Genomic DNA, 12,159 nt, shown 5'->3' on the forward strand with positions numbered 1-12,159 from the left:
CGGCATGCACTGCCGACTGCTGGGCCGTCCCGGCCGGATTACAGCGCTGCAGCGCTTCCTCGACCACATCCAGAAGCACGACAACGTGTGGGTGTGCCGCCGTATTGATTTGGCTCGTCACTGGGCCGAGCGTTTCCCTTGCAATGAAGCAGTCTCGGCCTGACTGTACGATCCGAGAACCCCAGGCGATTGAGGAAGGCGAGCTGGGCACTCGATTTTCGAGGCATCATCGCAGCCAGTTCCAACTCGTGCGGCCCTGCATCCCTGCCCTGTGGGCAGGGCTAGCCTCTGCGGAGGCGTGCCAAGTGCGCCAAGTGCTGTCCCTGCTTTACCGTTGATCGGTCCATGCTGACCAAACGTGCTGGGTGTTATCACCATCCCTTGCGAGGAATCGAACGAACCCGATCAGCCTCGATACGCACCAAGCAATGCGAATGCATCTGCTTACAGCCCGCATCCAGAGCGCGTGCGCTCGGGAATTGATAGCTGCCTTTGATTCCCGAAGCCAGTCGCGGGATACTTCAGGCTTCGAAAACTCACCGAGAACAACAACTATGCAAGGCCATCCCGAAGTCGTCGACTACCTCAAGGACCTGCTTCGCGGCGAGCTCGCGGCGCGCGACCAGTATTTCGCCCACTCGCGCATCTATGAAGACCAGGGGTTCGCCAAGCTCTTCACGCGCCTGGACCACGAGATGCAGGAAGAAACCCAGCACGCCGACGCACTGCTGCGCCGCATTCTGATGCTGGGCGGCCGCCCCGACATGCGCCCCAAGGAATTCACGCCCGGTGAGACCGTTCCCGAGATGTTGCGCAAGGACCTGGATACCGAATACGAAGTCCGTGCCGGCCTGCAGCAAGGCGTGGCGCTGTGCGAGCAGCACCGCGACTATGTGAGCCGCGACATCCTGCTGGCCCAGTTGCACGATACCGAGGAAGACCACGCCTACTGGCTGGAAAAGCAGCTGGGACTGATCGACAAGGTCGGACTGCAGAACTATCTGCAAAGCCAGACCTGAGCCCCTGCAACGCAGCGCGGAGAAATACCGAGGCCGTCCTTGAAAGACGGCCTTTTTCATGGACTCGAGACGAGTTCAGAAACCATAGTCATCACCAGTGGCGGCAGAGCGGCCTTGTGCCGGATTGTCGATCTTGCAAGGCTCGCCCGACCCCATCTTCTGGAATGGGGCTCCACCAGAATTCACGCCCTTGTAGCATCCCATTGACTCGTTGAGAAACGACAAGTCAGCGCCCCCGGGCAACTCGGTCATCACCGGATGTCATCCGGGACTGCCGCTCTTCGTCTCCAACCAGGCACAAGCTGCAGCTGCCAGCAGGACATGGCAATGCCGATGCACATGTCGAACAGGCCCCTGAACCCGGGCCTGCCCTGCACGCCGCATCCTCAGCGCATCGCCGCTGCAGGCGCGACCTGCACCTTCATGCTGCGCACAATGGCCGCCAGCACCACGCCATAGGCGGGAACAAACAGCAGCAGACTCACACCCAGCTTGATGACATAGTCGACCATGGCGATTTCCACCCAGTTGGCCGCCATGAAGGCATCGGAGCTATGCCAGAAGGCGATCGAGAAAAAGGCTGCCGTGTCCAGCACCTGGCCGAACACTGACGCAGCCGCCGGAGCCAGCCACCAGGAATGGCTTTTCTGGCGGATGCGGTCGAAGACCTGAATATCCAGCAACTGGCCCAGCACATAGGCGGCAAAACTGGCCAGTGCAATGCGGAACACAAAGCCGTTGAAGCTTTGCAGTGCTTCCCAGCCATTGAAGCGGCCCTCGTGGAACAGCACGCCCACCACATAGGACACCACGAGCGCGGGCAGCATGGCACGCATGATGACGCGTCGCGCCGCGGTCTTGCCGATCAGGCGCACGGTCAGATCGGTGGCCAGAAAGATGAACGGAAAGCTGAAGGCGCCCCAGGTGCTGTGAAAGCCCAGCAGCGTGATGGGCAGTTGCACCAGGTAGTTGCTGGCGATGACCAGGGCGATATGGAACGCCACGAGAACGGAGAGGTAAAACGGCACGCGCGACGCTTGCGTCTGCACGGCATGAGCGGATGTCATGACAGTCCTTTTTGGTCGATGGGGGCGAGGGAACCCATGGTTGCGAAGAGTGCGCCAGCGCGGCGCAACCGTGAATTTTAAGCGGTACGGAATTATCTCTGCCTCCCCCGGCCCGCTTATCCGCCCCGGCGCATGGCGGATATAACAAAAAGCATAGCTTATAGCGCCTTCCAACCCATGTTGTCAGCAGTGAATCAGCCTGCTTTCAATGAATGACAGGCGCTAGCCGCTATCCCTTTTTTGCATCACTCAAAGCGCGAGCTGAGCCTCCTGCCTGGCCGCATGGCGCGTGGCACGCAGCCCTGCCCACTGCAGATCGGCCAGGACCAGCACCACGACGGCCTGTGCCGCCACCCAGGCCAGACCCCAGGCACTGAGCGCCAGCCCGGAGCCAAACACCAGGACCGCGCAGCCCAGCGCCCAGCCCAGATTGCCAACCGCCACGAGACCGATCAGCGTGCGCGGCAGGGGCTCGCGACGCGCCATCCAGGCTGCGGCCGATGCATAGGCCAGCAAGAAAAGACCTGTTGCCGTCAGCAGGAAAGGCGGCAGACCCGTCAGATCGGCCAGCGGCCGCTGCAGGGCCAGTTGCAGCGCGCCCGTGGCGGCGCAGGAGGCCGCATCGGCCCACATCACAAGACGCAGAAACCGGGGAGAAGCAAAAATGGACATGGAAAACTCCTGTTCTATGACGAAGGTCTTGCGGCCGGCCCTGTGCCGGCTGCTGAGGCCCATGATTGCCATCCGCTCGCACAGCGTCGATAACCTCGCAGGTCATGGCCTGCTGCCCGGCCTGCCACTACGATGCGGGCATGAACTCCAGCACCGCCCCCTCTTCTTTTCATGCCGCTCATATGCCGCCCGGCGCACGCGCGCCGTTCGGCGAGCACCTGCGCCACTGGCGCCAGCATCGCCGGCTGAGCCAGCAGGGGCTGGCGCTGGAGGCCGAGATCTCGACGCGTCACCTGAGCTATGTGGAAACAGGCCGCGCCCAGCCCAGCCGCGAGATGGTGTTGCGGCTGGCCGAGCGCCTGTCGGTGCCGCTGCGCGAGCGCAATGCATTGCTGGTGGCTGCGGGCTTTGCCCCCATGTACCAGGCCCGTCCCCTGGACCACCCCGATCTGGCCGCCGCGCGCCAAGCCGTGGAGCTGGTACTCAAGGGCCACGAGCCCAGCCCGGCCCTGGCCGTGGATAGACACTGGAACCTGGTGGCGGCCAATGCCATCGTGCCGCTGCTGCTGGACGGTGTGGCGCCCTGGCTGCTGGAGCCCCCCGTGAATGTGCTGCGCCTGAGCCTGCACCCCGAGGGACTGGGCCCACGCCTGGCCAACTCCGCGCAGTGGCGTGCCCATTTGCTGCACCGCCTGCAGCAGCAGATCGCCGCCACGGCAGACAACGAGCTGCAGGCGCTTCATGACGAAATCGCAGCCTACCCGTTCGCCGAAGACAAGGACTCCCCGCCGCCCAGCCCCATCGCCGTGCCCTTTGAATTGCACACCGATCTGGGCACACTGAGCTTCATCAGCACCATCACCATCTTCGGCACGCCCGTGGACGTGACGCTGCAGGAGCTGGCCGTCGAATCCTTCTTCCCGGCAGATGCCGAGACCCAGGCGGCGCTGCAGCGGCTGCGCCAAGCTTCAGCATCCTGAAGCTTACAGAGCCCTGCCAGCGTAGATGGCCCCCTTGACCACTTCCACGAACTCCTCAATCTGTTCGAAGTTCCGCAGAGATAGGCATCAGCTTCGCTATGGCATGCACACCCATTCTCACTGACCTGCCACACACGGCGAACGATGCCGGTCTCACAACTACCACCCCATAGCGGTATTGACCGCCTGCTCGGTACCAAGCAAGTGCTGCTCCATCAATGCGACTAGAGCGTCTGCATCGCGGCGCAATGCCGCATCGAGCAAGGCCTGGTGCTCGGCCTGGACATTGCGCGCAACCAACGGCCCATGTAGTCGTATCTTGCGATAGCGCTCCGAGTGATCGACCAGTTGGTTCCAGAACTGCAGCAGCCATTCGGAGCCGCAGGCGCCCACCAGCGCCTCATGAAAGCGCCGGTGCTGCGACTCCCACTCGGAAGACATCGCTGCGGAGCCGCCGAGATCAGGCAGCGGCACATGCGCCAGCATGTGGAGCGACGCTATCACCTCGGCCTCCCATCGGGCATCGCCACGTCGAATGGACTCGACCAGGCACAGGCGCTCGATGTCGCGGCGGGTCTTCATCAGGTCGGCGAACTCCTGCGATGAAATCCCCCGCACCCGGGCACCGCGGTTTGACTCCGCCAACACCAGCCCTTCAGTACCCAGACGCACGAGCGCCTCGCGGATAGGCGTCAGCCCCAGGCCAAACCGCTCATCTAGGTCTGCAGCCCTCAGGCGCTGCCCAGGTGCCAACTCCCCGCGAAGAATCTCCGTTCTCAGGCGCTGGTAGGCGCGCTCCGTCCTTGAGCCGGCGTCGCTTTTTTCATCTGCTACTGCATTTTCCTGCATAGATGTACGAGAGCTTGTCCTTATATTAGATTTCATTAAACACCTTAAATTTCATGAAATTAAAAATATTTCATGAAATATGAATCTCCATTATCCAGCCCCACCCAAGACACAGCAGAACAAGATGTTCCCACTGCTGTCGCATGTATTCGTGGCGTCGCTCACCGCCGGCCTGGCCTTGATTCCCAGCGCGCCCAGTATGGCTCAAAGCAGCTCCACGGTTTACGGAGTCGTCGATCTCGGCTTTGTCCGCGAGAGCGGCGGCCCGAATGGCACCAGCGCCAGCAGGCTGACCAGCGGCGTCGCCTCGGGCTCCCGGCTGGGTTTCAGAGGCAATGAAGACCTGGGAGGCGGGCTGTCGGCGTTCTACGCGCTTGAAATGGGCCTGCTCGCCGATACAGGCGGCTTGGCCCAGGGCGGCCTGGCATTCGGCCGCCAAGCCACAGTCGGCATCCATGGCAACTTCGGCTCCATCACGCTGGGTCGCCAGTACACGCCCGTGGCGTTGATCCAGACCGAGACCGACCCATTCGTCACGGGTCTGGCGGGCGACTCCGCCAACCTCATCAGCGCAGGCGGCGCGGGCGGCAACAACCGCATGGACAATACGCTGCGCTATACCTACAAGGCAGCCAACGGCCTGATGGCCGACGCGGTCTACGGGTTTGGCGAAGTCGCCGGCGACTCCGGCGCCAAGCGGCAGTACGGAGGCGCCCTAGGCTATGTGGCAGGCCCTGCCTATGCCAAGCTGGGCTACCACAGCGTCAACGATGCGACCGGCAAGGCCAGCCGGCTGACCTTTCTCGGCGCGACCTATGACTTCGGATTCGCCATGGCCCACTTCAACTATGTGGTGAACAAGGGCTCGGCCGTCTTCGGCATCGTGAACCAGGATTCACGCGACATGCTGCTCGGCATCAGCGTGCCCTATGGGCCGGGCAAATTCATGGCCTCGTACATCCGCAAGGACGACCGCACGACCGCCAATTTCGACGCCAGCCAATGGGCCGTCGGCTACATGTACTTTCTGTCGAAGCGCACCACGCTCTACACCTCGATCGCACGGATAGACAACAACGCCCCCGCAACGTCAAAAACAGGCTTCTACCGCGTGGGCAACGCCACGGAGCAGGGCCTGGGCTCCCGCGCCTTCAACTTCGGAATCCGGCACGCCTTCTAGGCCAGCTTCGTACCCCGGCATTGCAATCACCATAGGAATACCCACCATGAACCACCATCGCCGGCGCGCCTTCATCGCGGCCGCATGCACCACGGCCCTCGGCCTTCTGTCTGGCACCGCGCCATCACACGCGGCCGACCGCTACCCGCACAAGCCCATCACCCTGGTGGTGGCCTATCCCGCTGGCGGCGACACCGACGTGCTGGCCCGCCTGATCGGAGAAAAGCTGGGTGCCCGACTTGGCCAGCCGGTGATTGTAGAGAACCGCACCGGCGCGGCTGGCACCATCGGCACCGCCTATGTCTCGAAGGCAGTCCCCGACGGCTATACCCTGCTGCTGGCGCCGAACACCATCACGATCACGCCCCACGTGCTCAAGGGCGTGGCGGGCGCCCAGGTGGACCCGGTGCGCGACCTCACCGCCATCTCGCAGTTGGGCAGCCAGTCGCTGTTCGTCGTGGCCACGGCAGCTTCGGGCGTCTCCTCCGTGAAGGAGCTGCTTGCCAGCGTGAAGACCGGCAAGATCACCTCGTATGCCAGCCCCGGCAACGGCTCGCCCATGCACATCCTGGGCGAGCTGTTCGACAAGGCCACCGGCGTGAAGATCACCCAGGTTCCCTACCGCGGCAGCGTGCCCGCCGTGGCAGACCTCGTGGGCGGCCAACTGCCCATGATGTACACCACCCTGGGGCCAGTGGCCCAGTACATCAAGGCCGGCAAGCTGGTGCCGCTTGCGGTCGCGGACGCGAAGCGTTCACCCTTCCTGCCCCAGGTGCCCACGCTTGCCGAGCTGGGCTATGCGGGCGCCGAGGTCGGCGCCTGGCAGGCACTGATGGGCCCCAAGGGCATGCCACCGGATCTGGTCAGGCTGCTCAACCAGCACTGCGATGCGATCCTCAAGATGCCCGATGTGAGAGCGCGCATGGAGACGATTGCCCTGGCGCCCGTTGGCGGCGATGCAGCCGTGCTGGGCCAGGTGGTGCAGAACGACTACCGGCGCTACCGGCAGATCGTCAAGGAGTTCGGCATCCAGGCCAACTGAGGAACACCATGACAACACTTGTTACCGGCGCCGGCGTGATCGGCTGCCACACGGCCCGTCTGCTGGCGCAGCGCGGAGAATCCGTGCTCCTGGCCGACGTGGCTCCGGCCCTCGCGGCCATCGCCACCATCGTCGACGATCCCCGGGTCCGCATCGAAGTCGCCGACGTCACGGATTTCGCCCGGCTGACCCGGCTTGTCGAAAGCCACGGCGTACGCCGTATCGTCCACACTGCGGCCCTGCTGTCCACCGCCATCCGCCAGGACCCGGTCAAGGGCGTGGAAGTCAATGTCATGGGCACGGCCCACCTGCTCGAAATCGCCCGGCAGCACCGGCTGGAGAGGGTCGTCATCGCCAGCTCCACGACCGTCGGCTACCCCGTGTTCGGCGACTTCGAAGGCGACAGCCTGCCAGAGGACTTCAGCCTGAAATCGATCCGCCATCGCCCGGGCTCCATCTACGCGGCCACCAAGGTGGCGGCGGAACATCTGGCGCTGCTGTACCGCGACCTGTATGGCGTCGACACCATATCGCTGCGTTATGCCGCAGTGATCAGTGCCTGGAGCGGCCCCGGCACATCGGTGCCGGCGCGCGTGCTCTCATCGCTGGCCGGGCCCGCCGCCCGGGGCGAGGTCTCCGTCATCGACGACCCCTACCTCGTCTGGCAGGGAGGGGAGGAATTCATCGACGCGCGCGACTGCGCGCATGCCAACGTCGCGGCCCTGGATGCCGAAGATCCGGCGCAGGGCATCTACCACATCGGCCTGGGCCGGCTGCACGGCTTCGAGGACTTCGTGGCCGGCGTGCACCGCTGCCACCCCGCCCTGCGGGTGGACATGCGGGTCGCGCCGCAAGGCGGCTTTGCCGGCTTTACACACGTGCGCCGTGCCGCGTCGGATATATCCGCTGCGGCGCGCGAGCTGGCATGGCAACCCATCCATGCGCTCGCCGACTCCATCGAGCACTTCGCCCCCTTCTGTATCGCCAATGAAAATTGAATCCATGCAGGCTCAACACCTTGCGGGCAACGGCCGTCCGACCGATGCACAGTGGCTGCTGGCAGACCCCGATCACCAGATGCCATTGCCCTTTCCCCAGGCCGAGGCCTATGCGCGCCAGGTCATGGCCCTGGCCCGGGAACTGCCGACCGACGGACTCGACGTGCGCCTTGGCGTCCCCTACGGCCGGCATCCGCTGCACCGCTACGACGTTTTCGGTCCGAAAAATGCCCAGGACGCACCAGTTCTGGTCTTCTGGCATGGCGGTGGCTGGACCAACGGCTACCGCGGCTACGTCAGCTTCATGGCGCCGCTGGTGGCGGAGCTGGGCTGCATCCTGATCGCCCCCTCCTACCGGCTTGCGCCACGGGACAGGCTGCCTGCGGCCTACGAAGACGGGCTTGCCGCGCTGCGCCATGTGTTCGACAACGCACCGTCCTTCGGCGGCTGCGTCCATCGCCTCCACCTCGCTGGGCACTCCGCCGGCGGCCATCTTGCGGCCCTGGTCGCCCTGCGGCATGCCGACATCCGGCAGGCAGGCATCCCGGCTGGCGCCATCCGTGCCTGCCTGCCCATCAGCGGCATCATGGACCTGCACTATCCGGCCCCAGAGGAAGGCAGCCTGGAGCAGCGTGTCTACACCATGGTGCTGAGCGAGCCCGGCGACGATGTGGTCATGAGCCCGGTCCACTGGAGCATGGGCAGCACCGTTCCCATGCACCTGAGCTACGGCGAGCGGGACAGCGAGCGTGTGCAGCGCACCAACCAGGAGCTTGCGCACAGGCTGTCGCAGGTCGGCGCTCCGTGCTCGCTCTCCATCGAAGCGGGACAGGACCACTTTTCCACCCATACCGCCTTGAGCGCACCCCAGGCCTCCTGGTACCAGCGCCTGGCAAGCATCCTGGAGGCATCCGCACCATGAAGCACATAGTCGATATCGGCCTGCCTTCCATCGGCCAGCCCTTCTCCTGGGCAGTGAAAGCCGGTGGCCTGCTGTTCACCACGCACGGCCCGGTGCGCAGCGACGGCACGCTCGACACCGGCCCCATCGAGCAGCAGGCCCGCCTGACGCTGGAAAACGTCCGCCGGGCCGTCGCGGCGGCCGGGGGCAGGATGAGCGATGTGGCCCAGGTGCTGATCTACATGACGGATGAGCGAGACATGCCTGCCATCGACCGCGTCTACCGCGAGTTCTTCGAAGCACCCTACCCCAACCGCTCCAGCGTCGCCGTGCGAGGCCTGGTTGCGCCAGGCATGCGCGTGGAAATGGTGGTCTATGCGGCCATCGCCCCCTGAGCCCGCCAACGCCTGGCGCAAGCGCCGCGACAACACCCTCCACCAGGAAACACCGCCATGCCATTTGCAAGCAACGCCTCCTCAACCACTGCCAGAACAGACCAGCGACTGACATCCCTGGCCGCCGCGCTGGCGCCGCTATCCGATGCGTCGCTGCTGGCCATCGAAGATGCCATACCGGCATACGCCGGCACCGACTGGCGTGGCAAGCGCGGCGCCGCTCCGCTTGCCGTACTGCGCCCGCGCACGCCGGAACACCTTGCGGCAGCCATGCGGGCCACGCATGCGCTGGGGCTGCCGATCGCCGTGCAAGGCGGAATGACCGGCCTCGTGGATGGAGCATTGGCCCGGCCCGGAGAGATCATCCTGTCGCTGGACCGGCTGAACGCCATCGAGGACATCGATGTGGCCAGCCAGACCATGACTGTCCAGGCCGGCGTGAAGCTGCAGGAGGCCCAGGAAGCCGCGGCCGCACGCGGCCTGCTGCTTCCCATCGATATAGGCAGCAAGGGCTCCTGCCATGTGGGAGGCATCGCCGCAACGAATGCCGGGGGCAACCGGGTCCTGCGCTACGGCATGGCACGCCAATCCATCATCGGCCTGGAAGCCGTGCTTGCGGATGGGCAGGTCATCAGCCACCTTGGCAAGGCACTCAAGGACAACGCCGGATACGACCTCAAGCACCTGTTCATCGGCAGCGAGGGAACGCTGGGCGTCATCACGCGGCTGGTGTTCGCGCTGCAGCCTCAGCCGATCTCGCGCCAGACCGCCATCGTCAGCGTGCAGAACTTCGACCAGATGGTCGACCTGCTGACCCACTGCAGAAAGCGGCTGGGCGCGCGCCTGACAAGTTTCGAAGCGATGTGGCGCGACTTCTACGACATGGTGACGACGGAACTGCGCGTGGGAGGAACACCATTTGCTGAGCCTGGCGGCAATCTGGTGCTCATCGAAGCCATGGGCCAGGATGCCGAGACGGACGAACCGTTGTTCGTCGAGGTACTGGGTGAGTTTCTTGAGCTCGCCGCCGGCTCGGACGCGGTGATCGCCCGCTCCGAACAAGACGCCCGGCGCCTGTGGAGCATCCGGGAGTCATCCGGCGAAGCCGCGGCCGCAGCAGCGCCATTCGCCGGCTTCGACATCAGCCTGCCCATCACCGCGATGCCTGCGTGGCTCGAAGACGTCCACTCGCAACTGCGCGCGCACGGCCTGCACCGCACGCAGACCTATGGGCATCTCGGCGATGGAAACCTGCACCTGGTCGCCGGCTATCCCGCGGACCAGCCGCAGATGAAACAGAAGATCGAAGACCTGGTGCATCGATCCGCAGGGCGGCTGGGCGGCTCCGTCTCGGGAGAACACGGTATCGGCATCTCGAAGAAGCCATACCTGGCCATCAGCCGGAGCCCCCAGGAAATCGAGCTGATGCGCGCACTCAAGCGCGCCCTTGACCCCGCCGGGCGGCTGAACGCTGGCCGCATCTTCGATCTGGAATGAATTCACCGCACACAGAGGAACCCGACCATGACACCTGCCCGCAACACCTGCATGCGACGTGCCGCCTGCGCGCTTCTTGCAAGCGCACTTGCCGCCACCCTTGCCCTGTCCAGCCCCATCGCGCTCGCGCGCGAAGGCAACAGGACGAAGCCCATCAAACTGCTCGTCGGATTCTCGCCGGGCGGCGGCACCGATGTCGTGGCCCGCTATCTGGCCGACAAGCTCAGGGAAGAACTGCACCGGTCCGTGATCGTGGAAAACCGGCCAGGCGCAGGCGGCCAGGTGGCCGCGCAGGCGCTCAAGGCCGCGCCCAAGGATGGAAGCACCCTTTTCTTCACCAATGACCACACCATCTCCATCATTCCCCTGGTGATGAAGCAGCCGGGCTTCAATACATCCAGGGACTTCACGCCGGTGGCTGGCGTAGCCATCTATGTCTCCGCGCTCTTTACTGGCGCCGGCACGCCCGTCAAAAGCTACGCCGAGTACATTCGCTGGGTTCACGACAAGCAAGCAGGCAAAGGCAGCGTGGGCATCCCTGCGCCAGCTTCTCTGCCTGAATTCATGACCATCGCCATCGGCGCCAGGAACACCCTTGACCTGACCCCTGTACCCTACAAGGGGGCGGCGCCCATGCTCGGCGACATCATGGGCAACCAGATTCTGGCCGGCATCTCGTCGCTCAACGATGTGCTGGAATCGCAGAAGGCAGGCAAGATCAACGTTCTGGCGGTGTCCGGCAGGCAACGGCATGCCGGCGTACCCGACACCCCTACCTTCTCGGAACTGGGAGTCCCCGGCTTCGAGGAAAGCCCGTTCTACGCAATCTATGCGCCGCAGGGCATGCCCCCCGATGAAGCTGCGGCATTCTCGCAAGCCATGCAGAAGGTGCTTGCCAGGCCCGAGGTACGCGAGCGGATGGTGAGCCTCGGCCTGATCCCCCAGTACCTGAATCCCGAGCAAATGCGGCAGCGCGAGCAGACCTACGCACAGACCTGGGGCAAGCTCATCAAGGACAGCGGGTATCAGCCTCAATAGCGGCCACGCCTCACATCCCATCGCCTGAGTAAGAAGCGCCCATGAACCCTAGCCAAGCATCTGGCTCCGCCAAGGAAACCGCCTTCGTCACCGGAGCCGCTTCGGGCATCGGCCTGGCCGAAGACGGCTTTCGCGTCGCACTTCTCGACCAGAACCCGGACGCGATCTGGAAAGCTGCCGCATCGCTACAAGGCGAAGGCTGGGATGCCATCGCCCATGCTGCGGACATCCAGGACCGCCCGGCCATCGCGGCTTCGCTTTCCGCTGAGGCACGGATCGACGTCATGGTGTGCGCCGCGGGCATCGCCCCCATGCACTCCTTCCTGGGCATCACCAAAGAAGACCTTCACACCGCGGTCAATGTCAGCCCGCTCGGTACCTTCATCTGCTGCGAGGAAGCCACACGGCGCATAAAGTCCAACGAGCGTCTCACCGCTCGCAAGAAAGAAGCCCGCAGGACTTGCATCCTGCGGGCTTCTTAGCAAGACCCTTGAAGGCCTTGATTTCTGGTGCCTAGCCTA

13 protein-coding genes and 1 pseudogene are annotated in these 12,159 nt (G+C 64.4%); 11 read left to right on the top strand and 3 right to left on the bottom strand.

Annotation, left to right across the window (positions count from 1 at the left end; genetic code table 11):
• Both AAIL66_RS07960 and bfr read left to right on the top strand, forming a co-directional pair.
• Positions 1 to 163, top strand: a pseudogene (locus tag AAIL66_RS07960) (allantoinase); the annotation flags it as partial.
• A 391-nt stretch (positions 164 to 554) separates the two neighbouring features.
• The gene (gene bfr / locus AAIL66_RS07965; protein WP_034376513.1) at positions 555 to 1,019 is read left to right on the top strand and encodes a bacterioferritin; all 465 of its coding nucleotides are present in this window, start codon (positions 555 to 557) and stop codon (positions 1,017 to 1,019) included.
• A gap of 386 nt (positions 1,020 to 1,405) precedes the next feature.
• Here the strand turns inward: bfr and AAIL66_RS07970 are convergent, their stop codons facing one another.
• Both AAIL66_RS07970 and AAIL66_RS07975 read right to left on the bottom strand, forming a co-directional pair.
• Positions 1,406 to 2,086, bottom strand: coding sequence for a 7-cyano-7-deazaguanine/7-aminomethyl-7-deazaguanine transporter (locus tag AAIL66_RS07970; protein ID WP_034380684.1), 681 nt, complete (start codon positions 2,084 to 2,086; stop codon positions 1,406 to 1,408).
• Between the two features lie 249 nt (positions 2,087 to 2,335).
• Entirely contained in the window at positions 2,336 to 2,758 is a 423-nt protein-coding gene (locus AAIL66_RS07975; RefSeq protein WP_034392310.1) for a hypothetical protein, read from the bottom strand.
• 140 nt (positions 2,759 to 2,898) lie between these two features.
• Here AAIL66_RS07975 and AAIL66_RS07980 point away from each other — a divergent pair, with 140 nt between their 5' ends.
• Complete coding sequence (locus AAIL66_RS07980; RefSeq protein ID WP_343496426.1) at positions 2,899 to 3,738, top strand: helix-turn-helix transcriptional regulator; 840 nt, start codon at positions 2,899 to 2,901, stop codon at positions 3,736 to 3,738.
• Positions 3,739 to 3,897: 159 nt separating this feature from the next.
• Here the strand turns inward: AAIL66_RS07980 and AAIL66_RS07985 are convergent, their stop codons facing one another.
• Positions 3,898 to 4,320, bottom strand: a complete 423-nt coding sequence (locus tag AAIL66_RS07985; RefSeq protein ID WP_012839244.1) for an FCD domain-containing protein — start codon at positions 4,318 to 4,320, stop codon at positions 3,898 to 3,900.
• A gap of 391 nt (positions 4,321 to 4,711) precedes the next feature.
• Between AAIL66_RS07985 and AAIL66_RS07990 the strand changes: the two genes are divergently transcribed.
• The 8 genes from AAIL66_RS07990 to AAIL66_RS08025 are packed head-to-tail and all read left to right on the top strand — an operon-like array spanning position 4,712 to position 12,120.
• Positions 4,712 to 5,767 (top strand): porin, encoded by a 1,056-nt coding sequence (locus AAIL66_RS07990; RefSeq protein ID WP_343496427.1) that lies wholly within the window; start codon positions 4,712 to 4,714, stop codon positions 5,765 to 5,767.
• A gap of 46 nt (positions 5,768 to 5,813) precedes the next feature.
• Positions 5,814 to 6,809 (top strand): tripartite tricarboxylate transporter substrate binding protein, encoded by a 996-nt coding sequence (locus tag AAIL66_RS07995; protein WP_034407098.1) that lies wholly within the window; start codon positions 5,814 to 5,816, stop codon positions 6,807 to 6,809.
• Between the two features lie 8 nt (positions 6,810 to 6,817).
• Positions 6,818 to 7,807: an NAD(P)-dependent oxidoreductase gene (locus tag AAIL66_RS08000; protein ID WP_343496428.1), complete on the top strand. Its 990-nt coding sequence runs from the start codon at positions 6,818 to 6,820 to the stop codon at positions 7,805 to 7,807.
• A 4-nt stretch (positions 7,808 to 7,811) separates the two neighbouring features.
• A complete protein-coding gene (locus tag AAIL66_RS08005; protein WP_343496429.1) occupies positions 7,812 to 8,729 on the top strand; it encodes an alpha/beta hydrolase fold domain-containing protein in 918 nt (305 codons plus the stop codon).
• A complete protein-coding gene (locus tag AAIL66_RS08010; RefSeq protein WP_012839249.1) occupies positions 8,726 to 9,103 on the top strand; it encodes a RidA family protein in 378 nt (125 codons plus the stop codon). Before AAIL66_RS08005 ends, AAIL66_RS08010 begins: the two co-directional genes overlap by 4 nt.
• A gap of 57 nt (positions 9,104 to 9,160) precedes the next feature.
• Positions 9,161 to 10,600 (top strand): FAD-binding oxidoreductase, encoded by a 1,440-nt coding sequence (locus AAIL66_RS08015; RefSeq protein ID WP_343496430.1) that lies wholly within the window; start codon positions 9,161 to 9,163, stop codon positions 10,598 to 10,600.
• A gap of 27 nt (positions 10,601 to 10,627) precedes the next feature.
• The gene (locus AAIL66_RS08020; protein WP_343496431.1) at positions 10,628 to 11,638 is read left to right on the top strand and encodes a Bug family tripartite tricarboxylate transporter substrate binding protein; all 1,011 of its coding nucleotides are present in this window, start codon (positions 10,628 to 10,630) and stop codon (positions 11,636 to 11,638) included.
• 41 nt (positions 11,639 to 11,679) lie between these two features.
• Positions 11,680 to 12,120: an SDR family NAD(P)-dependent oxidoreductase gene (locus AAIL66_RS08025; RefSeq protein WP_343496432.1), complete on the top strand. Its 441-nt coding sequence runs from the start codon at positions 11,680 to 11,682 to the stop codon at positions 12,118 to 12,120.
• Positions 12,121 to 12,159 lie beyond the last annotated feature (39 nt).

It is taken from the genome of Comamonas sp. F1-6 (assembly GCF_039581415.1).
Taxonomy (GTDB): Bacteria; Pseudomonadota; Gammaproteobacteria; order Burkholderiales; family Burkholderiaceae_C; genus Comamonas; species Comamonas thiooxydans.